Origin of the sequence: Dyella lipolytica (genome assembly GCF_030160075.1) — a bacterium.
Taxonomy (GTDB): domain Bacteria; phylum Pseudomonadota; class Gammaproteobacteria; order Xanthomonadales; family Rhodanobacteraceae; genus Dyella_B; species Dyella_B lipolytica.
This window is the reverse complement of the sequence record NZ_BSNQ01000003.1, coordinates 1,120,556-1,147,487: the sequence shown is the minus strand read 5'-3', so window position 1 is coordinate 1,147,487 and position 26,932 is coordinate 1,120,556. Positions and strand designations below refer to the sequence as shown.

The window sequence follows — 26,932 nt, the reverse complement described above, 5'->3', positions numbered from 1 at the left end:
ATGTGTGGTTGGGGTCGCCCGTGCCAGCCTCCGGCAAGGGAGGTGGCAATGGGCGACGCGATGAGGTTGATTGGATTAAAAGACCATGTTGACGGCGACTTGCGGTGTGATGAAGGCGTCGGTGTTGCGCCCCGCCTCACTGAACTGCACGCCGCCGATCACACCGATCCTGTCATTGAAGTTGTATTCGATCGCTGGCGCCAGGCTGACAACCTTGCTGGTGGGATTGCGAAGCTTGAACGAAGTGAGTGGTGGAGCTGGTTGTGTGCATTGCACACCCGGCATTGACATGCATGGCATGCCAAAGAGTGGTCCGTTTTGCACGCCTTGCACTTGCGAGGCATAAACCCGGTTGTAGGCGACATCGAACGCAAGTACCCATTGAGGGTCGATGCTGTATTCGGCACCCACCGACACGCCGAATGTGTTGCCCAATCGGGCTTGCCCTTGAAAACTTTGCGGCGTGCCGTAGACGCTTACGCCGTTTAGAGCGACCTGGCTCGGAGGCAGGGTGTAGGAGACAGCTGCGCGCACACGCAACGGCCTGCCGTTGGGGAACCAGAAGTATTGCTGGGCGAGCATGGAGAAGGTGTCAGTCGACGCGCCATTGCCCGTACCGTTCAGCGGATTCGAACCGAGGCGATCGTACGAGCCGGTAGGGAACTGGTGCGAATATCGAACTGACACTGCGGGTATACCCTGGATCTTGTCGGGTGTAACCAGCATGTATTGCGCTGTGAATGTTGTATCGGTGATACCAAAACCGTCAGTGTGCGATCCCGCCGATTCGCTACGTGCTGCGCCTACCGTCAGCTGCAGTTGCAGACGGTCCGTGACGCCGTAAAAAATCGGAACAATGGTCAACCACTGGCCGGTTCCCTCATCTTTCGCGTAACGATCCCATTGATCGTTGTAGGCATCGTTGCTGCTGTTATGAATCAGGTAGGGTTCCACCAGCCAGGTGCCGGCAGGGAGGTTTTGCGGGTTGGGCGTTAACAGCGGGCCGGTGAAATTGACCGCTGAGGTTGTTGCATCGGAAGAATCCGCAGCGGCGGCCGTGCCGCAACAGAATGCGGGCACAAGCAAAAAGGTGAGCTTGCCGAGTGTTCGGCTGGAGCGTGTCATGGCGGGCACCCTGATAGTCAAATTGAAAGGCGTAGTCGTCTTCCTGAGGCATCGGAGACGGCGTGGCTTCAAGATAGGGAGCGCCATGAACGCGATCTATGGTACAAATCTTAAATTGCTATGCGCGCGTTCGTGCGCATGGCTATCGCACCATGTATCGGATGCAATCATTCGCATCGTGGATTTTCGAATTCATCCGAGAGCGGCATCATGAGTTTGTACGAGTCGTTGCGCGGTTACGCCGCGCACTATCCGAACGATTCGCACGTGGTTGCGTGCATGGCCTTTCTGATGGAGGCCGAACGCCCCTTCGATCGGGATCATGCGACGGGGCATTTCACCGGTTCGGCTTGGCTGGTCGATCCAGAAGGTCAGCATGTGTTGTTGACCCATCACCGCAAGTTGAATCGGTGGCTGCAATTGGGTGGTCACGCGGATGGCGACAGCGATCTCGCTGCTGTTGCATTGCGCGAAGCGCACGAGGAGTCGGGTATGACCGGATTAAGCGTCGACCCGGCTATTTATGACGTCGACCGGCATTGGATTCCCGCGCGCAACGAAGAACCAGGTCACTGGCATTACGATGTGCGCTATGTGGTGCGAGCACATGCCCGCGACGCTTTCGTTGTCAGCGATGAATCGCTGGACTTGGCTTGGGTATCGATCCGCGCGCTAGCGGATGACGACGCTACTGACGAATCGCTGCGGCGCATGGCGCGCAAGTGGCTGGAGCGGGAAACAAGTACCGATTAGCCGTAGCGCGCTGGCGCGGGGTTTACGTGGCCACAGGCGCTGCACGTACGCGCGTCGCGCGATGCGTAGAAGCGATCGAATACCGGCGGGAAATCGGTCTCTATGTCGTGCAGGATGAAATACTCTTCATAGAGTTTGTGGTTACAGCGTTCGCAGAACCACAGCAGGCCGTCTTTTTCGTGCCCGAGCCGTCGGCGCTCGATCACCATGCCGATCGAATCGGGCATGCGTTGCGGTGAATGCGGTACGCGCGGAGGGAGATAGAAGATTTCACCGGCGCGAATCGGAATGTCGCGCGCCACACCCTCATCCTGAACCTTCAGCACCATCTCGCCTTCGATCTGGTAAAAGAATTCCGGGCCTTCGTCGTGGTGATAATCGGTGCGTGCGTTCGGGCCGCCGACGATCATGATGATGAAATCGCCGTCGACAATGCATTTGTTGCCTACCGGCGGCTTGAGCAAATGGCGGTGCTCGGCGATCCAGCGTTGCAAGTCGAAAGGAGGCGTCAGGGACATAGGGTGATCCGTTGAAGTTCGCTTTAGCTTGTCAAACCTCGAGTGTGGCCAGATCGCCTTTCTCTTCCAGCCAGTTCTTGCGATCGCTGGCGCGTTTCTTGGCCAGCAGCATATCCATCAGCTTTGCGGTGCCGTCGCCGTCTTCGACGGTCAGCTGCACCAGGCGGCGCGTGTCGGGATAGATGGTCGATTCGCGCAACTGCGAGGGATTCATCTCACCCAGGCCCTTGAAGCGCGTGACGGTGACTTGTCCCTTGATCTTCTCGCGCTCGATGCGTTGAAGCATCGCGGCTTTTTCGTTTTCGTCCAGGCAATAAAACACCTGCTTGCCCACGTCGACGCGAAATAGCGGTGGCATGGCCACGAACACATGGCCTTCGCGCACTAGCGATGGGAAGTGGCGCAGAAACAAAGCGCTGAGCAATGTGGCGATGTGCAGGCCATCGGAATCGGCATCGGCCAAGATAACCACTTTGCCGTAACGCAGACCGCTGAGATCATCCTTGCCCGGATCGCACCCGATTGCCACTGCCAGGTTGTGCACTTCTTCCGAAGCGAGCACTGAGGTGGATTCCACTTCCCAGGTGTTAAGGATCTTGCCACGCAGCGGAAGAATCGCCTGGAAATCTTTGTCTCGCGCCTGCTTGGCGCTGCCGCCGGCCGAATCACCTTCAACCAGGAACAGTTCGGTACGGGTGAGATCGGTAGCGGTGCAGTCGGCCAGCTTGCCGGGCAGGGCGGGGCCTTGGGTGATCTTCTTGCGGACGACTTGCTTGGCCGCTTTCAATCGCGCGCTGGCGCGTTCGATGGCTAGCTGTGCAATGCGCTCACCCAGATCGACATGCTGGTTGAGCCACAGACTGAAAGCATCGTGCACTACGCTTTCCACCAGCGCGGCGGCATTGCGGGAAGAGAGACGCTCCTTGGTCTGGCCGGCGAACTGCGGATCCTGCAACTTCGCGGACAGCACGAATGCTAGCCGTTCCCATACATCTTCCGGCGCTAGCTTTACGCCGCGCGGCAACAGGTTGCGAATGTCGCAGAATTCACGCACGGCGTTGGTGAGACCCGTGCGCAGGCCGTTGACGTGCGTGCCACCTTGTACAGTGGGAATGAGGTTGACGTAGCTTTCCTGTACCAGTTCGCCTTCCGGCAACCAGGTCAGCGCAACGTCGAGGCCTTCCGTATCGCGTGCAACGTGATGCACGAACAGATCGGCAGGCAAACACTCCGCGCCATCCAGCTCGCCACGCAGGTAATCGCGCAAACCGTCTTCGTAGTACCACTCGCTGACTTCGCCGCTGGCTTCGTCGGTGAGCTTTACGTTGAGGCCGGCGCACAACACGGCTTTCGCGCGCAGCAAGTGCTTGAGCTTGGACAGCGAGATTTTCGGCGAATCGAAATATTTCGGGTCGGCCCAGAAACGTACCGTGGTGCCGGTTTTTTTCTTAGGTACCGTGCCGATGGTTTCCAGCGGGCTGGCGCGGTCGCCGTTGGCGAAGGCCATGCGGTATTCGTTGCCATCGCGGCGGATGGTGACTTCCACCCTGGTCGAAAGCGCGTTCACCACCGACACGCCGACACCGTGCAAGCCACCGGAAAAGTTGTAGTTCTTCCCCGAGAACTTACCACCCGCATGCAGACGGGTAAGAATGAGCTCCACGCCGGGAATGCCTTCTTCCGGATGAATATCCACCGGCATGCCGCGGCCGTCGTCGGTGACTTCCACCGATCCGTCGGTATGCAGAATCACGTCGATCGACTTCGCGTGGCCGGCCAGCGCTTCGTCGACCGAGTTATCGATCACTTCCTGCGCCATATGGTTCGGGCGCGTGGTGTCGGTATACATGCCCGGGCGGCGCTTGACCGGGTCAAGACCGGAGAGGACTTCGATATCGGCGGCGTTGTAGCGACTGCTCATGCGATGGTGGCGGTTTCGATGGAAGGTAGGCGCGGGAGGATGGGTTGCGGCTTGAGGGAGGTCAAGAGCCCGCTTCTCATCCCGATTGTTTCAAAGCGGAGCGCAGTGCTTTTCCAGCCACGCCAGATCGGCATCCTCCATCAATGGCCCAAGCGCTGCACGTACTGATGCATGGTAGTCGTCCAGCCACGCCCTTTCTTCAGGGTTGAGCAGTCCGGGTTCCAGGGCGCGCCGATCGAACGGGCAAAGGGTCAGCGTTTCGAAGGCATAGAACTCGCCGAATTCGGTTTGATCGGCCTCGATCACCACCGCGAGGTTTTCATGACGGATGCCGTGACGTGCCGGCTTATATAAGCCGGGCTCGATCGAGCTGATCATGCCTGGCTCCAGCGGAACCAGCGCGCCACCGGCGATCGGTGGCCGAATGCTTTGCGGGCCCTCGTGCACATTGAGGAAATAGCCCACGCCGTGACCGGTGCCGTGGCCGTAATCCATGCCGGAGGCCCACAGCGGAGCGCGGGCAAGCGCGTCGAGTTGTGGACCGCTCGCACCTTTTGGAAAGCGCGCACGCGACAACGCGATCATGCCTTTCATCACCAAGGTGGCGTCGCGCCGTTGTTCGGCGGTGGTCGGACCCAGCGCCAATACACGAGTGATATCGGTGGTGCCGCCGAGATATTGGCCGCCGGAATCGACCAGCAGCAGGCCGTGGCGTTGCAGCGTGTTGTGGGCGTCCGCGGTGGCGCGGTAATGCGGCAGGGCGCCGTTCTCCATATATCCGGCAATGGTGGCGAAACTTTCGCCGATGAAATCCGGTTGCGCCGACCGTTCTTCGCGCAGCAGCACGTCGACATCCAGTTCGGTCTGCGTCATGCCAGCGGCGAGGCGTTCCTCCAGTCGGCGGAAGGCGCGCACCAGGGCGACACCGTCCCGACGCATCACCTCGCGGATGTGGGTCAGCTCGGTTTCGCTCTTGCAGGCCTTGAATTGAGTGGAAGGATTGGGGCCTTCGACGCGCGTCGCTTTCGCACCAACCATCTGCAGCACGGCACTGACCACACGACCCGGATCGAGCAGCAGCGTATCGCTAGCGGCGAGTTCACCGAGGGCGTCGCCCAGCGTGGCGTAGCTGGCGATGCGGATGTTGTCGCCAGAGAGCGCCGCGACCAGGCTGTCGTTGAGCTTGGTGCGATCGACAAACAGCGTCGCCCGGCCCGCTGTCTCGACCAACAAATGCGCGAGGAACACAGGATTGCACTCGACGTCGCTGCCGCGCAGGTTGGTGAGCCAGGCGATATCGTCGAGGCTTGAAACAAGGTGATGCGTTGCGTGCTGCTTGCGCAAAGCGTTGCGCAGCCGGTCGAACTTTTCGGCGCGCGTGGTACCGGCGTAGGTGAGGGGGTGTTCAACCACAGGCGCTTTGGGCAGAGCAGGGCGGTCGGACCAGACCATGCCCGGAAGATCCAGGTCCACGCGCAGCTTGATTCCGACGCTGCCGAGCAGACGTTCGATCTGCCTCTGTGTGGCAACCGACACGCTGTCGCCGGCTACGGCAAGGACGTCACCCTGGTGCAGGTGCTGCTGCAACCAGGTCAGATGCTCCGGTGCGTGCGAGATTCGCTGCTTCATCAGCGCGATGCCGCTGCTGGCAAGTTGTTGCTCGGCCTGCGAGAAATAACGCGAGTCGGTCCAGAGCCCCGCTTCGGCAGCAGTAACCAGCAAGATGCCCGCCGAACCATCGAAACCAGACAGCCACTCACGCGCCTGCCAGTGCGCGGGCAGGTATTCGGAAAGATGCGGATCGGCCGAGGGAACGAGGCAGGCGGCGACGCCGTGCCGGGTCATGGCCTCGCGCAAGGCAGCAATGCGGGCGGGGATCGAGGTGCTCATCAGCGCATGGTAGCAGGCTGTTATGGCAGCGCTTTGTGCGCGTCGAAATCGGCGGTTTCGCGCGAACATGCCGATACATTTCGCATCGTGCATGCTGGGGCTTGCTATGACGAAACGAGAGATGCTAAGCGCTCGATTTCGAGCGCGGCATTATGTCTCGGGCTAGTCATTCGTTGCTGCAGCGCGATATTCTATGCAGGTCGTCCCCACGACACATCCCCCGTTAGCTCGTCTGAAAGAGTCGTTCGTGAACAAGCGTTCCCTCGTCTCCACCTTGCGCTGGTCGTGCGCAGGCGCCGCCGTGTTCCTTAGCGGCTGCAATATGGAAGTCCTCTCGCCGAAGGGCGATGTGGGCATGCAGGAAAAGTCTCTGATCCTGATTGCCCTGGGCTTGATGCTGTTGGTCGTGATCCCGGTCATTGCGATGACCCTGATCTTTGCGTGGCGTTACCGCGCCTCGAACACCAAGGCCACGTATGCGCCGAAGTGGTCGCATTCGACGGCGATCGAAGCCGTGGTGTGGACCATTCCCTGCATCATCATCGCGATTCTTGCAACGATCACGTGGCGCACCTCGCACACGCTCGATCCGTACAAGCCGCTGGATTCCAAGGTCAAGCCGATCACCATCCAGGTGGTGTCGCTGGACTGGAAGTGGCTCTTCATCTATCCGGATTACGGCGTCGCCAGCGTCAACGAAATAGCGTTCCCGACCGATGTACCGGTGCATTTCGAAATTACGTCCGACTCGGTGATGAATGCGTTCTTCATTCCGCAGCTAGGCAGCCAGATCTACGCCATGGCCGGCATGGAAACGCAGGTCAACCTGATCGCCAACGAGCCGGGTAATTACGCGGGCCTGTCGACCAATTACAGCGGCGAAGGCTTCTCGGATATGCATTTCGCTGCGATTGCTACCTCGCAGCAGGGCTTCAAAGACTGGGTCAACAAGGCCAAGGCCAGCTCGACCCAGCTTAATGTGCAGGCGTATCACGCGCTGGCGCAGCCAAGCGAGAAGCAGGGAGTGTCGTATTACGCCGCGGTGACACCGGGCTTGTTCAACAACGTCATCCAACAGTACATGAGCGACATGTCGATGAACCGCATCGGCACGCCACCACCTGCGCAAGCGAGTGCCATTCCCTCGCCCAACGATCACGCCAAGGCTTCGGAGTAGGCCATGTTCGGAAAACTTTCTCTATCGGCCATTCCGTTCCATGAGCCGATCATTATGGGCACCCTGCTTATGGTGTCCCTCGCCGGTGCAGCGCTGCTTGGCTGGGTGACTTACCAACGCAAATGGGGCTACTTGTGGAGCGAGTGGTTCACCACGGTCGACCATAAGCGCATCGGCGTGATGTACATCATCATGGCGCTGCTCATGCTGCTGCGCGGTTTTGCCGACGCGATCATGATGCGTGGCCAGCAGGCGATGGCCTCGGCCGACGCCGCAGGCTACCTGCCGCCGCATCACTACGATCAGATCTTCACCGCGCACGGCGACATCATGATCTTCTTCATGGCGATGCCGTTCATCACCGGTTTGATGAATCTGGTCGTGCCGCTGCAGATCGGTGCGCGCGACGTCGCGTATCCGTTCCTCAACTCGCTCAGTTATTGGCTCACCGCCTCGGGCGTGGTGCTGATCATGGTGTCGATGTTCGTGGGCGACTTCGCCGCGACCGGCTGGCTCGCTTATCCGCCGCTGTCCGAGCTGAAGTTCAGCCCGACGGTCGGCGTGGACTACTACATCTGGTCACTGCAGCTGTCGGGTTTGGGCACGACGCTTAGTGGCATCAACTTCATCGTGACGATTCTGCGGATGCGCACGCCGGGTATGACGTTGATGAAGATGCCGGTGTTCACCTGGACGGCGCTGGTCACCAACATCCTGATTGTCGCTGCCTTCCCGGTGTTGACCGTCACGTTGGCACTGCTGGCAGCCGACCGTTATCTGGACATGCACTTCTTCACGAACGAGCTTGGCGGCAACGCCATGATGTACGTGAATCTGATCTGGATCTGGGGCCATCCGGAGGTCTACATCCTGGTGTTGCCGTGCTTCGGCGCGTTTTCGGAAATCATCGCGACGTTCTCGGGCAAGCCGCTGTTTGGCTACAAGTCGATGGTGTACGCCACCGCGGGCATCGGCATTCTCTCGTTCCTGGTGTGGCTGCACCATTTCTTCACCATGGGTTCCGGTGCTGACGTCAATGCCTTCTTCGGCATCATGACGATGATCATTTCCGTACCCACCGGTGTGAAGCTGTTCAACTGGCTGTTCACCATGTACCGCGGTCGCGTGCGTCTCACGGTGCCGGTGCTGTGGACGATCGGCTTCATGGTCACCTTTACGGTCGGCGGCATGACCGGCGTACTGCTGGCGGTTCCGGGTGCTGACTTCGTATTGCATAACAGCGTATTCCTGATCGCGCACTTCCATAACGTGATCATCGGTGGCGTGGTGTTCGGCTGTCTTGCGGCGATGAACTACTGGTTCCCGAAGGCGTTCGGCTTCAAGTTGGAAGAGCGCTTCGGCAAGTACTCGTTCTGGTGCTGGCTGGTCGGTTTCTACGTGGCCTTCGTACCGCTGTATATCCTTGGCCTCAAGGGCATGACGCGCCGCATGAACCACTACGTCAATCCGGAGTGGCAGCCTTATCTGGTCGTGGCGCTGATCGGTGCCGTGATCATCATGGCGGGCATCGGTTTCACCCTGCTGCAGATCGTGGTGAGCGTGCGCAATCGTGCCGAGAACCGCGACCTGACCGGTGATCCGTGGGGCGGTCGCACGCTGGAATGGTCGACCAGTTCGCCACCGCCGTTCTACAACTTTGCCGTGCTGCCGCACGTCGAAGAGCTCGATCAGTTCTGGGCGGACAAGGAACATAAGCGCGCTTACAAGCGTCAAGCTCGCTACGCCGACATCCACATGCCGCGCAACACCGGCGTGGGCGTGTTCATGGGCGCTTTCGGCACCGCCATGGGCTTCGCGCTGGTATGGCACATCTGGTGGTTGGCCGCGGCGGGCCTGCTCGGCATGGTCGGGTCTTTCATCGCGCGTGCCTACGACACCGATGTGGACTACTACGTGTCGGGCGCCGAAGTGGAAAAGATCGAGCGCGCACGCTTGGTGCCGTCTCAGAAGCTGGTCGATCACGTGGATCCGGCATCGGCCGGTCAGAAGGTTGCGTAAGACATGAGCAGTTCCGCTATTACCGCCAATCACGACGTCATCGCGCACGGCGCGGACGAGCATCACGACGACGGATCCAAGACCCTGCTCGGGTTCTGGATTTACTTGATGAGCGACTGCCTGATTTTCTCGGCACTGTTCGCCACCTTCGGCGTGTTGGCTAACGCCACTGCAGGTGGTCCGAGCGGCAAGGAGCTGTTCGACCTGCCGTACGTGCTCGGTGAAACCATGCTGCTGCTGGTCAGCAGCTTCACCTTCGGCGTGGCGATGCTGAACATGCACGCCGAGCGCCGCAACAAAGTGATCGGTTGGCTCTTCATCACGCTCCTGTTCGGCGCGGCCTTCGTGGCGATGGAAATCCACGAGTTCGCCCATCTTATCCATGAGGGTGCCGGCCCGGATCGCAGCGCGTTCCTGTCGTCCTATTTCACCCTCGTCGGAACGCACGGTCTGCACGTCACCTGCGGTCTGATCTGGATCGTCGTCATGATGGACATGCTGCGCCGCTATGGGCTGAACGACGCCGTGCGTCGCCGCTTGTCCTGCCTGAGCCTGTTCTGGCACTTCCTGGATGTTGTCTGGATCTGTGTGTTCACCATTGTCTATCTGCGGGGAGTGCTCTGATGGCTAGCCAACACGGTCATGCCTCCGGCGCGGACCACCAGCATGCCGGTCACGGCAGCCTGAAGTCCTACATTGTCGGATTCATTCTTTCCATCGTGCTGACGCTGTTGTCATTCGGCTGCGTGATGTCGGGCGCGGTACCGCACGACCTGATCGTGCCTGGCATCGTCGTGTTCTGTGTGGCCCAGGTGCTGGTGCAGCTCGTATTCTTCCTGCATCTAAGTACAGCACCAGGGCAGCGTAGCAACCTGACGATCGGTGTGTTCACGGTGCTGATCATCGCCATTGTCGTGGTCGGCTCGCTGTGGGTGCTGCACAACATGAACGTGAACATGATGCATCCGCTGCCGATGACTAGCATGGGCTGAAGCGCAGCTTTCAGTCTTATTACTTCATCGAATCAAACGTACTCGCGTTTAAATTCAGCGGCCTCTCCCAGAACTGGGAGAGGCCGTTTTCATATTCAAAGCTTTCTAACAAAGATTTGATCGCCCCTTGATCGACGCAGGCATAGCATTCAACACCTGCAGCGCGCTCACGCGTCGAGCCGCCGTGCTGTAGAAACAGGGCCAATCGAAAGAACGCACTTGTTTGATAGGCAAATTTTCGCGCAGGCCTGCCTGCCGGCCTTTCGGCGCGCCGATATCGCGCAAAGCTGGCTCCATTGCTCAATGTTCCACTTGCCGAAGGCGCTGAGGTGGAAGATGAAACGGAATTTGACGGACACGTTACATGCGAAGGCGTCGGTCGCCCCATGCACGCCAAAGCAACATGAGATAGACCTGATGCATGTCAGGCTCTCACCGTATGCGCATCAGGTGGAGCGGGAAACCATAGCGTGGATGGAGACGTGCGGCCTTTTGCCCGATGCGCGTTCTCTCAAGAAAGTTGAACGAATGGCGGTGTGGGGATATGCCGGTTTTTCGCATCCATTCGGCAGCATGCAAGAACTGACGCTTTACTCGAAGTACATCACTCTCTGGCTGCTATGGGATGACGTGGTGGTTGAAAGAACTTCGGATGTAAGCCTCGTTCTCGATGGAATGGCCGAAGCCTTTCAATGGGATGCCAGTCATTTTCGTGATGCGGATCCTTATATAAGAGATATAAGAGCCTGGAAGTCGATCGTCGATGGATACAAAAGCCTCGGCGTTTCAAACGACTACGTGGAGCGGCTCGGTAGGAAAATGGCGACGTGGATAAAAACCGCTGCAAGTGAGAACAGCTCCATCCATGTTTCGCACGGAGTGAGCCCTTGGTCTCATTTACGCAAGCGTCTGATCACCATAGGGGTTATCCCCACAGCTCAGTTGCTCGACCTGCATATCGGCAACGTCGACAAGCTTCCCGCGGCGTGTCGCGTCGTCGTGAGGGCGTCGGCTATCGTCGCCATCGTGAATGAACTGGTCAGCGTCGAAAAAGACGAGGATCGCGTGAATCTCGTAACGCTGATTCAAAAAGACCGCGAGTGCGGCTTCGAGTCGGCATATGGCGTGGTGATCGACATGTACCAGGCGAGCCTGACGAAGCTTTCGGCGTTGATTGATTCGCTGCCGCCTGAATTGAAAGGGTGGGGCGTTCTCATGCGCCACATGGCGGAGGGCTTCAGTTATTGGCATTTCGTTTGCCCGCGTTACAACAGGGATCGAATCATCTGCCGCGTCCCGAACGAGGCAACGGAGGCCGTTACCCGCTACGGCGCCCCGGAGACAGTGGTGGCCGTTGTTTGATCGGATTGGCGTGTGCTGGAATCCCTAGGCCCTCGCAAGCCCATAGCCACCGCCGTTCCTAGATGGCCGGGCGACTTTGCAAGCGCAGCTCGAGTGGCCTTTGGGAAGGGGCCACAGCGCCTTCGTCTGAGTTATTTTTACTAAATCACCTACAGCATCTCGCGGCTGGAGCGATCTACCGCTAAAATGCCGATTTCCAGCACGGCTGCTTTCCATGACCCCCCTGATTTTCGTCACTGGCGGTGTGGTGTCCTCGCTTGGCAAGGGCATCGCGGCGGCGTCGCTTGCGTCCATTCTCGAGGCGCGCGGCCTCTCGGTCACTATGATGAAGCTCGATCCGTACATCAATGTGGATCCGGGCACCATGAGTCCCTTCCAGCACGGCGAGGTCTATGTGACCGACGACGGCGCTGAGACCGACCTGGACCTAGGCCACTACGAGCGCTTCGTCCACACCCGCCTCACCGGCAAGAACTCCATTACCACCGGCAAGATCTACGAATCGGTGATCCGCAAGGAGCGCCGCGGGGATTACCTGGGCGCGACCGTGCAGGTCATTCCGCACATCACTGACGAGATCAAGCACTGCATCCACGAGGCCACCCGCGGCTTCGATGTAGCCTTGGTCGAGATCGGCGGCACGGTGGGTGATATCGAGTCCCAGCCCTTCCTGGAAGCCATCCGCCAGCTGCGCATCGAGCACGGGCCAGAGAAATGCGTGTTCATGCATCTGACCCTGGTGCCTTACATCAAGGCCGCTGGCGAGATCAAAACCAAACCGACCCAGCATTCGGTGAAGGAACTGCGCTCGATCGGTATCCAGCCGGACATCCTGCTCTGCCGTTGCGAACAGCCGCTTCCGGACGGCGAGCGCCGCAAAATCGCTCTGTTCACCAACGTGCCCGAGCAGGCGGTGATCAGCGCGGCCGATGTGGACATCATCTATAAGCAGCCGCTTTGGCTGCACCAGCAGGGCCTGGACGACATTGTCGTCAAGAAGCTGGGCCTGGACGCCAAGCCGGCCGACCTTTCTGGTTGGCAGCGCACGGTCGATGCAGTGGAACATCCCAAGGACGACATCACCGTCGCCATCGTCGGCAAGTACGTCGAGCACAAGGACGCTTACAAGTCGCTCGGTGAGGCCTTGCGTCATGGCGGCATCAAGCAGCAGACGCGCGTGAATCTGCAGTGGGTCGACTCCGAGCAGATCGAAGCCGAAGGCGCTGCCAAGGTGCTCGGCGGAGCCGATGCGATCCTGGTCCCGGGGGGATTTGGCAAGCGCGGCTTCGAGGGCAAGGTGCTGGCGGCCAAATATGCCCGCGAGCATGGCGTACCGTATTTCGGTATTTGCTACGGCATGCACGCCGCCGTGGTGGATTTCGCGCGGAACGTCGCCGGTCTCACGGACGCCGACTCCAGCGAAAACGATCGTCACACCCCCAATCCGGTGATCGGATTGATCACCGAGTGGACTACCTCTACCGGCGAAGTCGAACAGCGTACGGAACGTTCGGATCTCGGCGGCACCATGCGCCTGGGTGCCCAGGAGTGCCGTCTCAAGGCCGGTACGCTGGCACACCAGCTGTATGGCCAGGACGTCGTGCGCGAACGTCATCGCCATCGCTACGAATTCAACAATCGCTACCGCCAGTCGTTCGAGGACCTGGGCATGGTGGTTTCGGGCAAGTCGATGGACGATTTGTTGGTGGAGATCGTCGAACTCCCGCTGCAGAAGCATCCGTGGTTCCTCGGCTGCCAGGCACATCCGGAATTCACCTCCACACCGCGCGACGGCCATCCGCTGTTCATCGGCTTCGTGCGTGCCGCCCGTGAATTCAAAGCGGTGCGCGACGGCGAGAAGCTGGCGAAGGGAGCGGCGGCATGAAGTTGTGCGGTTTCGAGGTCGGCCTGGACAAACCGCTATTCCTGATCGCCGGCCCGTGCGTCGTTGAATCCGAACAACTGCAGATCGACACCGCCGGCACCCTGAAGGAAATCACCGGCAGGCTGGGCATCAACTTCATCTTCAAATCCAGCTTCGACAAGGCCAACCGCTCCTCCAGCAGCAGCTTCCGCGGCCCGGGTATGGAAGAAGGTCTGCGCGTGCTGGCCGAGGTGAAGCGTCAGCTTGGCGTGCCGGTCCTCACCGACGTGCACGAATACACGCCGATGAACGAAGTGGCGGCCGTCGTGGATGTGTTGCAGACGCCCGCTTTCCTCTGCCGTCAGACCGATTTCATCCAGAACGTGGCCCGCGCCGGTAAGCCGGTGAACATCAAGAAGGGCCAGTTCCTTGCGCCGTGGGACATGAAGAACGTGGTCGACAAGGCCAAGGCCGTCGGCAACGATGCCATCATGGTCTGTGAGCGCGGCGCTAGCTTCGGCTACAACAACCTCGTCTCAGACATGCGCTCGTTGAGCGCGATGCGCGAGACCGGTTGTCCGGTGGTATTCGACGCCACGCACTCGGTACAGCTCCCGGGTGGGCAGGGCACCAGCTCCGGCGGTCAGCGTGAGTTTGTGCCCGTATTGGCGCGTGCGGCGGTTGCCGTCGGTATTGCAGGACTGTTCGCCGAGACGCATCCAGACCCCAGCAAGGCACTCAGCGATGGACCGAATGCCTGGCCGCTCGGCAAGATGGAAGCGCTGCTGCAGACCTTGCTGGAACTGGACGCGGTAACCAAGCGTCATGGTTTCCTCGAACACACTGTCTGACGGCCGCGCGCGGTTGCCGCGCACTGAAAACCTTCTTTTATCCTTTGAACTGGATTGGACATGAGCACCCAAATTACCCGCATCCATGCCCGTGAAATTCTTGATTCGCGCGGCAACCCCACGCTTGAAGCCGAAGTAACCCTGGCCGGTGGCGCGTTTGGCCGCGCCGCAGTGCCGAGCGGTGCCTCGACCGGAACGCGCGAGGCGGTGGAGCTGCGTGACGGCGACAAGTCGCGTTATATGGGCAAGGGTGTGAAAAAGGCGGTGGCCAACGTCAACGGCGAGATCGCCGGGGCGCTGAAGGGTTTCGACGCGGCCGATCAGAAAGGTCTCGATGCCAAGCTGATCGGGCTCGATGGCACGCCTAACAAAGGCCGCCTGGGCGCGAATGCGCTGCTGGGCGTTTCCATGGCTGCTGCGCACGCGGTAGCTGCCTCGCGTAATGAGCCCTTGTGGAAATACCTTTCCAACGGCAAGCCCGGCGCGTTGCCGGTGCCGATGATGAACATCATCAATGGCGGCGCACATGCCGACAACAATGTCGACGTGCAGGAGTTCATGGTGCTGCCGGTCGGTCTGCCGAATTTCTCCGAAGCGCTGCGCGCCGGTACGGAGATCTTCCACGCGCTCAAAAGCGTGCTGAAGGGCAAGGGCCTCAACACGGCCGTGGGTGACGAAGGCGGCTTCGCGCCGAACCTGCGTTCCAACATCGAGGCGCTGGATACCATTCTCGAAGCCGTAAACAAGTCGGGCTACAAGATCGGTAGCGACATTCTGCTCGGCTTGGACGTGGCCAGCTCCGAATTCTTCAAGGACGGCAAGTACGACCTGGAAGGCGAGGGCAAGGTCTACACGCCTGCGCAGTTCGTCGATTTGCTGGCTAGCTGGGCGCAGCAGTATCCGATCGTCACCATCGAAGACGGCATGGCCGAGGGCGATTGGGACGGCTGGAAGCTGCTCACCGACAAGATCGGCAACAAGGTGCAGCTGGTCGGCGACGATCTGTTCGTCACCAATCCGGCGATCTTCCGCGAGGGCATCGAGAAGAAGATCGCCAACGCGATTCTGATCAAGGTGAATCAGATCGGCACGTTGTCGGAAACGCTGGAAGCCATCGCTATGGCCGACGCCGCCAAGTACGCCGCCATCGTGTCGCACCGTTCGGGCGAAACCGAAGACACCACGATTTCCGACATCGCCGTCGCCACCACGGCGACCCAGATCAAGACGGGTTCTCTGTGCCGTACCGACCGCGTAGCGAAGTACAACCAGCTGCTGCGCATCGAGGAACAACTCGGCGCCGCTGCGCGCTATGCTGGCCGCAACGCGTTTCCGAATCTGACGCATTTGCCCGGCTAAGCGAGGTAAACCCCGACGATGTTACGTTGGATCGCTTTGGTCCTGCTGCTCTTGCTGATTGGACTGCAGATTGAACTGTGGTCCAGTCACGGTGGCATGTCCGAAGTGACCAGCCTGCGCCTTGCCGTTAAAAAGCAGAGCGATGAGAACGATAAGCTGGTCCAGCGCAACCAGGCGCTGACCGCTGACGTGAACGATCTCAAGCACGGTGAACAGGCAGTCGAGGCGCGCGCGCGCGCCGAGCTCGGCCTGATCAAACCAGGCGAAACCTTCTATCAGGCGGTGGAAAAACCCTCCAACGCTGCCAGCGTCGCTGCGCCAGCGACTCCCGGCACCAGTGGTGCCCACTGAATGACCTCAAGCGAATCCGAACTTCCCCGTGCCTACGGCACCCCGCCGCTGACCGCTGAATTGCGTCGCACGCCGGAGGATTTCCGTGTCGACGAAATTCTCGGCTACGACGCCGATGGTGAAGGTGAGCACGCCCTTCTATGGGTGGAAAAAAGCGGAGCCAATACAGATTGGGTGGCGCGAGAACTGGCCCGCTTTGCAGGTGTGCCGCCGCTCAATGTCGGCTATGCCGGCTTGAAGGACCGTCACGCCGTCACGCGACAAGCTTTCACGGTGCAACTGGCCGGCAAGCCCGACCCGGATTGGAACGCATTTCCGCATGCCGAGGTCAAGGTACTGGCCAGTACACGGCACAAGCGCAAACTCAAGCGTGGCGCCTTGCGCGGCAATCGGTTTGTACTGGTACTGCGCGATGTGCGCGGAGACCGCGCACGTGCAGAAGAAGTGTTGCACGCCATCGCCGCGCGCGGCGTACCCAATTATTTCGGCGAACAACGTTTCGGCCGTGAAGGCGGTAACGTGGCGCAGGCTCGCGCGATGTTTGCGGGGCGGCGAGTCGACCGCGACAAGCGCTCGATCCTGCTATCCGCGGCGCGCTCGCACATCTTCAACAGCGTATTGGCCGCTCGTGTCGAGCGCGATGCCTGGGACAAACCGCTGGAAGGCGAGATCTGGTCGCTGGCTGGTTCGCGCTCATGGTTCGGACCGGAACCCTTCGATGAAACGCTAGCCACGCGCCTGGCGCAGGGCGATATCCACCCGTCGGGACCCTTGTGGGGTCAGGGCGAGCCGCCAACCACGTTTGTCGCGGGTGAGATGGAACGCGATGTGGCTGCTGCCTATCTGGACCTGACTGAAGGTTTGGCCGCTGCACGCATGGAGCAGGAACGCCGCCCCTTGCGATTGCTGCCCAAGGATTTGCGCTGGCGTTGGCTGGATGACGAAACGCTTGAACTCAGTTTCGAGTTGCCCGCAGGCGCGTACGCCACGGTCGTGGCGCGGGAGCTAATCGGCTAATTCAGCCTTTGAGCAGTACCACGACGGCCCCTGTTCCACCCTGCATCGGCCGCGCCGAAGCGAACGCAATCACGTCGTCCCGTCGGCGCAACAAGCGATCTGTCAGTGTTTTCAACACAGGACCGGCGGCTTTGGAACGCAATCCCTTGCCGTGCACGATGCGTACGCAATGCAGACCGCGTTCGGATGCCTCGGCTAGAAAGGCGGCGATGGTCGCTTGCGCCGCAGCGGCGTTCATCTGGTGCAGGTCGATATCGTCCTGCACGCTGTATTGGCCGCGCTTGAGCTGACGCAGCAACTTGGGTGGATAGCCGTCACGCAGATAACTCAGCTCCTCGCCGACTTCCATCAGCGCTGGGTCGAAGGCCATCTCCAGCAATTCGCCCGGCACGGCCGCTTCGTCGGCCTCAAACATGTGAGCGCGCGGTTCGGGCTTGGGCATCGCAGGCGGTGGTGCGACAGAATCCAGCCGGCGCACCTCGCCGATGGCATCGCGAAACAGGCGGCTGTCTTCGTCGTCGACGGTGGTGGGTGTGCGGCGCTTCATAAAAATCATCCTACCGAATGACAGATTGCTCCGGCGAGGGTTCATTGACCGTGAGCGCAGCGGTGAAACCGCAGGTCCGGTCAGTTAGACTCCAAGGTTCAGGGAGCGTGCGAAGAGCCTGCGGGCCGTACGCCGGAACATGCCGAAAGTGGCTTGGGCTTTAACGGATCATGATGCGAGTTCTGGTAAGCAACGACGATGGCGTGGATGCACCGGGCATCCGCGTACTAGCCGAGCGCCTTGGCGCGGTCGGTCAGGTTACGGTAGTGGCACCGGATCGAGATCGTTCCGGCGCCAGCAATTCGTTGACGCTCGATGCGCCGATCCGCGCCCTGCGCATGGACAACGGTTATTACCGAGTCGCCGGCACACCGACGGACTGCGTGCATCTGGCGCTGGCCGGGATGCTGGACTATGAGCCGGATATCGTCGTTTCCGGCATCAACAATTCCGCCAACCTCGGCGACGACGTGATCTATTCCGGTACGGTTTCGGCGGCGATGGAAGGGCGCTTCCTCGGCTTGCCGGCGATTGCCGTGTCGCTGGTCAGCAAAGACCACAAAGGCGAGCATTACGACTCAGCCGCGACGGCGGTGCTGCTGCTGATGGAGCGCCTGCTGGTCGATCCGCTGCCGGCCGACACCATCCTCAATGTCAATGTGCCCGATCGGCCCTGGGACGATATCCGGGGTTTCGAAGTCACCCGTCTGGGCAAGCGGCACCGTTCCGCACCGTGCATCAAGCAGACCGATCCGCGTGGCAAGACCATCTGGTGGATCGGCCCGGCCGGCGATGTGGACGACGCCGGTCCCGGTACCGACTTCCACGCTGTGCAGCGAGGTTATATCTCGGTAACGCCGATCCATGTGGATCTCACCCGTTTCCAGGCGCTGGAAAAGGTGAGCAGCTGGGTCCATGCGTTGACCGACGGTATGAGTGGAAAAACCCATGGCGAGGCAGCCGATGGCAAGGCAGCGTGAAGTGAACGTGCATCCATTGCCGCCATCCGCCCTGAAGGGCGAAGGGATGACCTCGCAACGCGCGCGCGATCGGCTTGTCGCCAAGTTGAAGGAAGAGGGCATCCGCGATCAGCGCGTGCTCGACGTCATCCGCAACCTGCCGCGCCATCACTTCATCGATCAGGCTTTGCATTCGCGCGCCTATGAAAATACGGCGCTGCCGATCGGACACGGTCAGACCATTTCGCAGCCGTGGGTCGTGGCGCGTATGACGGAGGCCTTGCTCGAGCCGTTCGACAAGAAAGACGGACGTCCGCAGAAAGTGTTGGAGATCGGTACGGGTTCCGGCTATCAGGCGGTAGTGCTGGCCAATCTGGTGCCACAGGTTTTCACGGTCGAACGCATCGAGGAATTGTTGCGTCAGGCGCGTCGCCGTTTTCGACAGCTCGGCGTTGAGAACATCCGCTCGCGCCATGATGATGGCAAGCTGGGCTGGGCCGCGGAAGCGCCGTTCGATGCCATCATCCTCACGGCGGCCGGCGATGCGATTCCCAGCCGGATACTCGATCAGTTGAGTCCCGATGGTGTGCTGGTGGCGCCGGTAGGTTCCCCCAGTAGTCAAACGTTGATCCGCATGCGCGGGGATGGGAAAGGCGATTTCATGCAGGAAGAATTGGCCGCAGTCAGCTTTGTACCTCTGCTCGGCGGCATCGGCTAATGCGCCTGTTCGGAAAGCTTTACGCGCGCATGCTGGTCTGGGCGCGCGATCCCAAAGCGCTTTACTACTTGTGCGGACTTAGCTTCGTCGAAGCCTTTATCTTTCCGATCATGCCGGAAGTGATGCTGGCGCCGATGATGCTCGGCAAGCGACACAGGGCGTTCTTCTACGCCAATACCAGTCTGTTGTTTTCGCTATTGGGATCGCTGGTCGGTTATGCGCTGGGTCACTGGGCTTTCCATGCACTGACCCCGTTGTTGCAATCGTTGCATCTCTACGATCCGATCGAGCGCGGCGTGGAAAACCTGCGTATGCAGATGAACCAGCATTGGCTTGAACTGCTGCTGGTGCTGATGCTTGCCGCTTTGCAGCCGGTCGTGCCGATGAAATTCGTCACCTGGGCGTCGGGTATTGTTGGCGTGCCGGTGATCCCGTTCCTGGTCTGCATTCTGCTTGGACGCGGCAAGCGAGTGTGGCTGCTCGCACTGTTGATCCGCCTGTTCGGCGAACGCGCCGAACGGATCCTGCACCGACATATCGAATGGATCGGGTGGGGCGCCTTGATCGCATTGGCTGCATTGGCCGGATGGTGGGCATTGAGGCATTAGACCTCGCTCAGTCGGCCCGTATGAAAACTCCGCGCGACCCCGTTATGCTGATGCGCATGAAAGGATTGATGCGATGGTCTGCGGCCACCTCTATGGCACTACTCATGACCGGCTGCAGCACGGTCGTGGTTCAACAGCCGCCGAGTGCGTCTGTGGGCGCTCGGCCGGTGCAGGCAGGTAATGCGGTCGGTACTTATACGGTCGTAAAGGGTGACACGCTTTATTCCATCGCATTCCGCAACGGTGCCGATTTCCGCGAAGTGGCCAAATTGAATGACATTGCCGTGCCTTACACGATCTGGCCCGGGCAAGTGTTGAAGCTGCCGGTGCATGGGCCTGGTCCCGTGCATGTATCGCCGCCGGTTATCGTTAAAGCACCACCACACGCACAACCGCCGGCGCCGAGTGCTCCTGTATTCCAGCCAGTCGTACCGGCAGCCGCCGCAACGCCGCCCGCTCCGTCTCCCGCGCACACGAGTTCGACTGTTTCCGTGGCTGGTGCAGCTCCTATCGCATCGCCGCCTGTTGCCAATGCCGTGCCGACGGCCACTGCCGCTCCGATGGTTGCCAGTGGCGGAACACGAACAGCCGGCGGCGTAAAATGGCGCTGGCCGGCGTCGGGTTCAGTGGTTGGGCGATTTCAGGGCAATGCTGCGATACCGGGTATCGACATTGCCGGAAAAGAGGGCGACCCCGTGGTCGCTGCCGCCGATGGCGTCGTGGTCTATAGCGGCAATGGCCTGGTTGGTTATGGTGAGCTGGTCATCATCAAGCATAACGACAGCTTCCTGTCCGCTTATGGCCACAACCGCAAACGGCTGGTGACCGAAGGGCAACAGATAAAGGCAGGACAGCAGATTGGCGAAATGGGCTCAAGCAGCAGTTCGCGCGACGAGCTGGAGTTCCAGATCCGCAAAGACGGCAGTCCCGTCGACCCGCTCGATTACTTGCCCACGCGCTGAGTCGTTCTAGCTACCTGGAAGGATAAAAGCGGCGACAACCCGTCGCCCTTCGCCGGCCAGCAGATCGTAGGTGCGTGCGGCGGCGGCGTTGTCCATTACTTCGATACCGACACCTCGGCGCAGAAAGCCAGCCAGAAAGGCCGCCGGCGGGAACTGCTGGCGTGTGCCGGTGCCGAGCAGCACCAGTTCCGGTTTCAGTTCAAGAATGCCGGCAACATGGTTGTCGTCCAGGGCAAGGGCCGTGGTGACCGGCCACTGCTCCACGGCACGATCCGGCGCGAGCAGAAAACTGGCGGTCAGTTCGCGGTCGACGACAGTAATGGCGTTGGCGGCAACCCGGCGGACAAACAGGTAGCCCTCTGGCCTATCCAGCGACAGATCCATGAGGAGCCCTTACCGCGGCAAGGCCAGCCGAGGGTCCTCTTCGTTGCGCCGGAACAGCACCACGATATGACCGATCTGTTGCACGTTCTCGGCGCTAGTCCCTTCGATCAGGGTGCCGATCTGCGCTTCGCGCTCGTCTTTGTCGCCGCCGGAAAGCTTCACCTTCACCAGCTCATGGTGCGATAGCGCCAGGTCGAGTTCTTTCACGACGGCGTCGGTCGCGCCTTTGGCGCCCAGCAGAATCACCGGGTGGAGATCGTGAGCGAGGCTGCGCAGATAGCGTCGCTGCGAAGGGGAAATGGCCATGCGTTCAGTCTCGGATTCGCGACGAGGGGACCGTAAAGGGTATCATGGACTCCCCCCGTTCCCGGCCGTTGCCGACCATGCCCCGCAGCAAAAGCAGTTCCCGCTGGCTACGGGAGCATTTCGATGATGTCTACGTCAAGAAGGCCCAGGCCGAAGGGCTGCGTTCACGCGCCGTTTTCAAGCTGGAAGAGCTGATCGAGCGCGACAACTTGCTCAAGCCCGGCATGCGGGTGGTCGATTTGGGAGCGGCGCCCGGTGGCTGGTCGCAACTGGTTCGTCAGCGCCTGGGCGATAGTGGTACCGTGGTGGCGCTGGATATCCTGCCAATGCAGGGTATTGGCGGCGTGGATTTCCTGCAGGGCGATTTTCGTGAAGAAAGTGTCTTGCGCGAATTGGAGTCGCGGCTGGACGGCCAAAAGCTCGATCTTGTGCTGTCGGACATGGCCCCCAATATGAGTGGTGTAGCCCTGGCCGATCAGATCCGATCGATGGATCTGGCCGAACTGGCGCTTGATTTCAGCAGGCACTGGCTCAAACCGGGTGGAGCGTTTCTAATCAAGCTATTCCAGGGAACGGGCTTCGACGATTACTTAAGAAGCTTGCGCGCGGAGTTCACGCGGGTAAGCATGCGTAAACCTAAGGCCTCACGCGCGCGTTCGCGTGAGGTATATGCGCTGGCTACCGGGTTCAAACCGGGCGGCCGGCAGACTGGCGAGAACCGCGCATGAACGAGACATGGAAAACCCTGTTGCTCTGGCTGGTTATTGCGGTGGTTCTTATCACCGTCTTCCAGAGCTTCAACCCGCGTGGTGGCGCCTCTTCGGACCTGCCATACAGCAGCTTTGTGCAGAGCGTCGATAGCGGCAACGTTGCTACCGCCACGATCAGTGCCGAAAATCCCGCCACCATCAGCGGCAAGCTGAAAGACGGCAGCAACTACCGCACGGTCGCTCCAGTGCTCGGCTTCTCCACCAATTCGGTGGTCAAGCAGATGCAGGACAAGAACGTCACGGTCAACCAGGATTCCGGCACCGGCTTTTCGCTGATCGGTCTACTGGTGAACTGGCTGCCGGTGATCCTGATCGTCGGTGTGTTCATCTGGTTTATGCGCCAGATGCAGCAGGGCGGCGGTGGACGCGGTGCGATGAGCTTCGGCCGTTCGCGTGCCAAGCTGCAGGGCGAAGATCAGGTCAAGGTCAATTTCAGTGACGTTGCCGGTTGCGATGAAGCGAAGGAAGAGGTTGGCGAACTGGTCGAATTCCTGCGTGATCCAGGCAAGTTCCAGCGCCTGGGCGGCAAGATCCCGCGCGGCGTACTGATGGTCGGCCCTCCGGGTACCGGTAAGACGCTGCTCGCCAAGGCGATCGCCGGCGAGGCCAAGGTGCCGTTCTTCTCGATCTCCGGTTCCGACTTTGTCGAGATGTTCGTCGGCGTCGGCGCTTCGCGCGTGCGCGACATGTTTGATCAGGCGAAGAAGCACGCGCCGTGCATTATCTTCATCGACGAAATCGATGCCGTGGGTCGTCATCGCGGTGCCGGGCTCGGCGGTGGTCACGATGAGCGCGAGCAGACGCTCAATCAGTTGCTGGTCGAGATGGATGGTTTTGAAGGCACCGAGGGCATCATCGTCATCGCTGCCACCAATCGTCCTGACGTGCTCGATCCGGCGTTGCTGCGCCCGGGCCGCTTCGACCGCCAGGTTGTGGTGGGCTTGCCGGACGTGAAAGGTCGTGAGCAGATCCTCAAGGTGCACCTGCGCAAAGTGCCCACAGCCAGCGACGTCGATGCGATGGTTATTGCGCGCGGCACACCCGGATTCTCCGGTGCCGATCTCGCCAATCTCGTGAATGAAGCGGCTTTGTTTGCCGCGCGCGAGAACGCTCGCGAAGTGCGCATGGGCCATATGGACAAGGCGCGCGACAAGATCCTGATGGGTACCGAGCGTCGCTCGATGGCGATGAGCGAAGACGAGAAAAAGCTCACCGCTTATCACGAAGCCGGTCACGCCATCGTGGGCCGTCTGGTGCCCGAACACGATCCCGTCTACAAGGTCACGATCATCCCGCGCGGTCGTGCGCTGGGCGTCACCATGTATCTGCCGGAGGGCGACAAGTACAGCATGAACAAGCTGGCGATCGAATCGCAGCTGTGCTCGCTGTACGGTGGCCGCGTGGCTGAGGAAATCATCTTCGGTACCGACAAAGTGACCACCGGTGCTTCGAACGATATCGAGCGCGCCACCAAGATGGCTCGCAACATGGCCACCAAGTGGGGCTTGTCCGATGAACTCGGCCCGGTCACTTACGGCGAGGAAGAGGACGAAGTATTCCTGGGTCGCTCGGTGACTCAGCACAAGAACGTCTCCAACGAAACCGCGCGCAAGATCGACGAAGTAGTGCGCGAAATCCTCGACCGTGCCTATGCCCGCAGCAAGCAGCTGCTTATCGAGAACATCGACAAGCTGCACGTGATGGCCGATGCGCTTTTGCAGTACGAAACCATCGACGCGCGCCAGATCGACGACATCATGAATGGCCGCGTTCCAGGGCCACCGGCGGATTGGTCCAAGACCTCCTCGCCGGGCTCGTCGGTACCGCCACCGCCACCGCGCGGCGATGCTGGCGCGAAGGTTGGGGATCCGGCCACGCAGAGTCGGATCTGATTCTCTAGCGAGTGCGAACAGAAGGCCGCCCGGAAGGGCGGCCTTTTTCGTTGGCGACAGCATAGAGATGTCGGCTTAATTTTATCCGGGTGATATTGAAAAGGTATTTTTACCCGGTATATTTAAGCGCCTATCGACAGGAGCCCACTGTGGCCAACACCACGGCATCACTTTTCTACACAAGCTTTCAAGGCCGGCGGCGCCTTGCCTCCGGGCCGCTCCATACCGTCGCCCTGGCGGTTAGACGGGCCGTCGATCGTGGTACCACGGAGTCGATCCTGATTTTCGACAACAACACCGGTCGTTCCATCGATATCGATACGCGCGGCACGGACGAGGACATTCTTGCCCGGTATCCGCCAGTCGTTGCTGATGATGAAAGCATCCCTCCGACGTCTACCGATATTCCCCGAGGTCGTGGCCGTCCCAAGCTAGGCGTTGTCGCCCGCGAAGTAACGTTGCTGCCAAGACATTGGGAGTGGCTTGCAACGCAGCCAGGCGGTCCGTCTGTGGCATTGCGCAAGCTGGTGGAAGAAGCGCGACATGCATACGGCGAACGCGACCAATCACGTGTCGGACAAGAGCGCGCCTATCACTTCATGTCGGCAATGGCCGGCGACATGCCAGGTTTTGAAGAAGCAATCCGCGCGCTATTCGCAAATGACAGACCGAAGTTCGGCGTGTTGATTGCCGAATGGCCAAGCGACATACGCAAGCATGCCGAGTGGCTTGCTTATGGCGATGAGATGTCGAGTCCGTCTGAAGACGGGATGAAACGCTAGAGAATCTCGAGCACGGCTTCCGGCGGACGGCCAATGACCGCCTTGCCGTTGGCAACCACGATAGGACGTTCGATCAGGCGTGGATGATTCGTCATCGCGATGATCAGCGCCTCGTCATCGAGCGAGACGTCGTCCAAACCGAGTTCCTTGTAGATATCTTCGCCGCTGCGCAGCAGTTGGCGCGCTGTGATGCCGAGCTGCGACAGCAAGACTTTTAGCTCGGCAGCATCGGGCGGCGTTTCGAGGTAGTTGATCACCTCGAAAGCTTTGCCATGTTGTTCGAGCAGAGCCAAGGCACTGCGCGACTTCGAGCAGCGGTTGTTGTGATAGATGCGAATCATCGGTTGAGCTAGCGGGGTGATCGTTCGCTGACTCAACGGTTGCCGGAACGGTTGCCACCGCCACCGCCACCACCGCGACCGCCGTGGGGTCGGCCGCCGCCATGTCCCTGTGGACGGTTACCGCCGCGACCTTGCGGACGACCACCCTGGCCTTGGCCTTGACCACCCGGGCGGCTACCACCGCGGTTGCTGCGGTTGGCATTGCCACCGCCGGCGGCGCCATAGGGATTGCCCGGATTGGCATTGCCATGACGACGGTTACCGGCAGGATTGCCGCCACCTGAGGCGCGCCCACCATCGCGGCTTTCGCCGGCGAACCAGGTGCGTGCCGGCGGCAGTTCCTGGCCGGGAGCGATGCCGCGTTTCTTCTTGTAATGACTGCCACCCGGTGAGCGCTCGGGTTTGGCAACGTTGCCGTTCACTTCGCGATTCGGATTTGCGCGATGACGCTGCTGTTTACCGCGCGCCGGTTCTTCGCGAATACGATCGAATGCGCGCAATTCGCGTGCTTCGTCATGGTAGCCGCCGCTCCACGCGGTGCCCGCGCCTTTCTCGGGGCGGTACTCGGTGACATTGCGGGGCGCGCGGCGCTGGTGCAGTACCGGGCTAAGTGTCAGCACGGGTTGCGGGGCGCCAAGGCCGGCGACCTTGCGCAGTTCCTTGACCAATTCTTCACCCAAAGATTCGCAGTCGCTGCGGCGCAGAGTGCGCGGCAACTCGATGTTGCCGTAGCGAATGCGCTTGAGTCGGCTGACCAGAAAACCTTGCGAATCCCACAAACGGCGGACTTCGCGATTGCGGCCTTCACGAATCACTACGCGGAACCAGCTGTGGCTACCGCCGCGGCTGATGATGGCGATTTCGTCGAAGCGGGCAGGGCCGTCTTCCAGCTCTACGCCAGCCTTGAGCTTTTCAATCATTTCGTCGGGCACTTCACCGTGCACACGGCAGAGGTATTCGCGCTCCAGGCCGCTGCGTGGATGCATCAGTGCGTTGGCGAGCTCACCGTCGGTGGTGAGAAGCAGCAAACCGGTGGTGTTGATATCCAGACGACCCACGGCGACCCAGCGCGCGCCTTTCAGTCGCGGCAGCTGTTCGAACACGGTGGGGCGGCCTTCGGGATCTTCGCGCGTGGTCACCACGCCTTCGGGCTTGTGATAGACCAGCACTTCGGCATCGTCGCGGCTGTCGGTGGCAACGACGAACTGTTTGCCATCGATCACTACACGATCACCGGCGCGAACGCTGGCACCGAGATTAGCGGCGGTGCCATTGACTTCGACTTCACCGGCCTGGATGCGTTGTTCCAGCATACGCCGCGAGCCGAGGCCGGCGTTGGCGAGCACTTTATGCAAGCGCTCTTCGATTTGGGGGGCGTTTTCAGGCGCTGTAGCGCGCTTGAGGCTCAATACGGATTTTTGCGGCGCATTCATGCGCGGTACTCCTCGGTGTCTTGCTCGGCGG

The 26,932-nt window shown here is 60.4% G+C and carries 27 protein-coding genes; 18 read left to right on the top strand and 9 right to left on the bottom strand.

Features of this window, described 5'->3' with window-relative positions; genetic code table 11:
- Positions 1–75: 75 nt before the first annotated feature.
- The gene (locus QQL64_RS06515; protein ID WP_284397264.1) at positions 76–1,125 is read right to left on the bottom strand and encodes a transporter; all 1,050 of its coding nucleotides are present in this window, start codon (positions 1,123–1,125) and stop codon (positions 76–78) included.
- A 210-nt stretch (positions 1,126–1,335) separates the two neighbouring features.
- Here QQL64_RS06515 and QQL64_RS06510 point away from each other — a divergent pair, with 210 nt between their 5' ends.
- Positions 1,336–1,878 carry an NUDIX hydrolase gene (locus QQL64_RS06510; protein WP_404601016.1) on the top strand — a complete coding sequence of 181 codons (543 nt, stop codon included), beginning with the start codon at positions 1,336–1,338 and terminating at the stop codon, positions 1,876–1,878.
- Here QQL64_RS06510 and QQL64_RS06505 read toward each other — a convergent pair.
- The 3 genes from QQL64_RS06505 to QQL64_RS06495 form a co-directional block, all read right to left on the bottom strand.
- Positions 1,875–2,396 (bottom strand): 3-hydroxyanthranilate 3,4-dioxygenase, encoded by a 522-nt coding sequence (locus tag QQL64_RS06505; protein ID WP_284397260.1) that lies wholly within the window; start codon positions 2,394–2,396, stop codon positions 1,875–1,877. The genes QQL64_RS06510 and QQL64_RS06505 overlap by 4 nt on opposite strands.
- Before the next feature lie 31 nt (positions 2,397–2,427).
- Positions 2,428–4,317: a DNA topoisomerase IV subunit B gene (gene parE, locus QQL64_RS06500; RefSeq protein ID WP_284397257.1), complete on the bottom strand. Its 1,890-nt coding sequence runs from the start codon at positions 4,315–4,317 to the stop codon at positions 2,428–2,430.
- 90 nt (positions 4,318–4,407) lie between these two features.
- A complete protein-coding gene (locus tag QQL64_RS06495) occupies positions 4,408–6,207 on the bottom strand; it encodes an aminopeptidase P family protein (RefSeq protein WP_284397253.1) in 1,800 nt (599 codons plus the stop codon).
- Positions 6,208–6,529: 322 nt separating this feature from the next.
- Between QQL64_RS06495 and cyoA the strand changes: the two genes are divergently transcribed.
- The 10 genes from cyoA to truD all read left to right on the top strand — a co-directional run bounded on the left by cyoA (position 6,530) and on the right by truD (position 17,199).
- A complete protein-coding gene (gene cyoA / locus QQL64_RS06490) occupies positions 6,530–7,384 on the top strand; it encodes a ubiquinol oxidase subunit II (protein ID WP_404601031.1) in 855 nt (284 codons plus the stop codon).
- Positions 7,385–7,387: 3 nt separating this feature from the next.
- Positions 7,388–9,403, top strand: coding sequence for a cytochrome o ubiquinol oxidase subunit I (gene cyoB / locus QQL64_RS06485; protein ID WP_284397250.1), 2,016 nt, complete (start codon positions 7,388–7,390; stop codon positions 9,401–9,403).
- A 3-nt stretch (positions 9,404–9,406) separates the two neighbouring features.
- Entirely contained in the window at positions 9,407–10,027 is a 621-nt protein-coding gene (cyoC, locus tag QQL64_RS06480) for a cytochrome o ubiquinol oxidase subunit III (RefSeq protein WP_284397249.1), read from the top strand.
- Positions 10,027–10,395: a cytochrome o ubiquinol oxidase subunit IV gene (gene cyoD / locus QQL64_RS06475; RefSeq protein WP_284397246.1), complete on the top strand. Its 369-nt coding sequence runs from the start codon at positions 10,027–10,029 to the stop codon at positions 10,393–10,395. Before cyoC ends, cyoD begins: the two co-directional genes overlap by 1 nt.
- Before the next feature lie 219 nt (positions 10,396–10,614).
- A complete protein-coding gene (locus QQL64_RS06470; RefSeq protein WP_284397244.1) occupies positions 10,615–11,757 on the top strand; it encodes a terpene synthase family protein in 1,143 nt (380 codons plus the stop codon).
- A gap of 214 nt (positions 11,758–11,971) precedes the next feature.
- Positions 11,972–13,642 carry a CTP synthase gene (pyrG, locus tag QQL64_RS06465; RefSeq protein WP_284397242.1) on the top strand — a complete coding sequence of 557 codons (1,671 nt, stop codon included), beginning with the start codon at positions 11,972–11,974 and terminating at the stop codon, positions 13,640–13,642.
- Positions 13,639–14,472, top strand: a complete 834-nt coding sequence (gene kdsA / locus QQL64_RS06460; RefSeq protein ID WP_284397239.1) for a 3-deoxy-8-phosphooctulonate synthase — start codon at positions 13,639–13,641, stop codon at positions 14,470–14,472. The genes pyrG and kdsA overlap by 4 nt, the downstream gene beginning before the upstream one ends.
- 60 nt (positions 14,473–14,532) lie before the next feature.
- Positions 14,533–15,831, top strand: coding sequence for a phosphopyruvate hydratase (gene eno / locus QQL64_RS06455; RefSeq protein WP_284397236.1), 1,299 nt, complete (start codon positions 14,533–14,535; stop codon positions 15,829–15,831).
- Between the two features lie 18 nt (positions 15,832–15,849).
- Positions 15,850–16,182, top strand: coding sequence for a cell division protein FtsB (ftsB, locus tag QQL64_RS06450; RefSeq protein WP_284397233.1), 333 nt, complete (start codon positions 15,850–15,852; stop codon positions 16,180–16,182).
- Positions 16,183–17,199, top strand: coding sequence for a tRNA pseudouridine(13) synthase TruD (gene truD, locus QQL64_RS06445; RefSeq protein ID WP_284397230.1), 1,017 nt, complete (start codon positions 16,183–16,185; stop codon positions 17,197–17,199).
- Between the two features lies 1 nt (position 17,200).
- On the opposite strand, the gene QQL64_RS06440 is transcribed toward truD, so the two are convergent.
- On the bottom strand, positions 17,201–17,746 hold the full coding sequence (locus QQL64_RS06440) for a Smr/MutS family protein (protein ID WP_284397227.1): 546 nt from the start codon (positions 17,744–17,746) through the stop codon (positions 17,201–17,203).
- A 173-nt stretch (positions 17,747–17,919) separates the two neighbouring features.
- On the opposite strand from QQL64_RS06440, the gene surE reads away from it, so the two are divergent.
- The 4 genes from surE (at position 17,920) to QQL64_RS06420 (ending at position 20,993) form a co-directional block, all read left to right on the top strand.
- Complete coding sequence (gene surE / locus QQL64_RS06435) at positions 17,920–18,726, top strand: 5'/3'-nucleotidase SurE (protein WP_284399678.1); 807 nt, start codon at positions 17,920–17,922, stop codon at positions 18,724–18,726.
- A complete protein-coding gene (locus QQL64_RS06430; protein WP_404601017.1) occupies positions 18,695–19,423 on the top strand; it encodes a protein-L-isoaspartate(D-aspartate) O-methyltransferase in 729 nt (242 codons plus the stop codon). Before surE ends, QQL64_RS06430 begins: the two co-directional genes overlap by 32 nt.
- Positions 19,423–20,031, top strand: coding sequence for a YqaA family protein (locus QQL64_RS06425; RefSeq protein ID WP_284397225.1), 609 nt, complete (start codon positions 19,423–19,425; stop codon positions 20,029–20,031). The genes QQL64_RS06430 and QQL64_RS06425 overlap by 1 nt, the downstream gene beginning before the upstream one ends.
- A gap of 104 nt (positions 20,032–20,135) precedes the next feature.
- Positions 20,136–20,993 (top strand): peptidoglycan DD-metalloendopeptidase family protein, encoded by an 858-nt coding sequence (locus QQL64_RS06420; RefSeq protein ID WP_284397222.1) that lies wholly within the window; start codon positions 20,136–20,138, stop codon positions 20,991–20,993.
- 6 nt (positions 20,994–20,999) lie between these two features.
- Here the strand turns inward: QQL64_RS06420 and QQL64_RS06415 are convergent, their stop codons facing one another.
- Together QQL64_RS06415 and yhbY are read right to left on the bottom strand one after the other, a co-directional pair.
- Entirely contained in the window at positions 21,000–21,377 is a 378-nt protein-coding gene (locus tag QQL64_RS06415) for an Mth938-like domain-containing protein (RefSeq protein ID WP_284397220.1), read from the bottom strand.
- 9 nt (positions 21,378–21,386) lie between these two features.
- Entirely contained in the window at positions 21,387–21,683 is a 297-nt protein-coding gene (gene yhbY, locus QQL64_RS06410) for a ribosome assembly RNA-binding protein YhbY (protein ID WP_284397217.1), read from the bottom strand.
- 77 nt (positions 21,684–21,760) lie between these two features.
- Between yhbY and rlmE the strand changes: the two genes are divergently transcribed.
- The 3 genes from rlmE to QQL64_RS06395 all read left to right on the top strand — a co-directional run bounded on the left by rlmE (position 21,761) and on the right by QQL64_RS06395 (position 25,127).
- The gene (rlmE, locus tag QQL64_RS06405; protein ID WP_284397214.1) at positions 21,761–22,411 is read left to right on the top strand and encodes a 23S rRNA (uridine(2552)-2'-O)-methyltransferase RlmE; all 651 of its coding nucleotides are present in this window, start codon (positions 21,761–21,763) and stop codon (positions 22,409–22,411) included.
- Positions 22,408–24,345, top strand: coding sequence for an ATP-dependent zinc metalloprotease FtsH (gene ftsH, locus QQL64_RS06400; protein ID WP_284397211.1), 1,938 nt, complete (start codon positions 22,408–22,410; stop codon positions 24,343–24,345). Before rlmE ends, ftsH begins: the two co-directional genes overlap by 4 nt.
- A 149-nt stretch (positions 24,346–24,494) precedes the next feature.
- The gene (locus QQL64_RS06395) at positions 24,495–25,127 is read left to right on the top strand and encodes a DUF2239 family protein (protein ID WP_284397208.1); all 633 of its coding nucleotides are present in this window, start codon (positions 24,495–24,497) and stop codon (positions 25,125–25,127) included.
- Here the strand turns inward: QQL64_RS06395 and arsC are convergent.
- Together arsC and QQL64_RS06385 are read right to left on the bottom strand one after the other, a co-directional pair.
- On the bottom strand, positions 25,124–25,468 hold the full coding sequence (gene arsC, locus QQL64_RS06390) for an arsenate reductase (glutaredoxin) (protein WP_284397205.1): 345 nt from the start codon (positions 25,466–25,468) through the stop codon (positions 25,124–25,126). The two genes, QQL64_RS06395 and arsC, sit on opposite strands and share 4 nt — an antisense overlap.
- A gap of 32 nt (positions 25,469–25,500) precedes the next feature.
- The gene (locus tag QQL64_RS06385) at positions 25,501–26,901 is read right to left on the bottom strand and encodes a pseudouridine synthase (protein ID WP_284397203.1); all 1,401 of its coding nucleotides are present in this window, start codon (positions 26,899–26,901) and stop codon (positions 25,501–25,503) included.
- Positions 26,902–26,932: the final 31 nt, after the last annotated feature.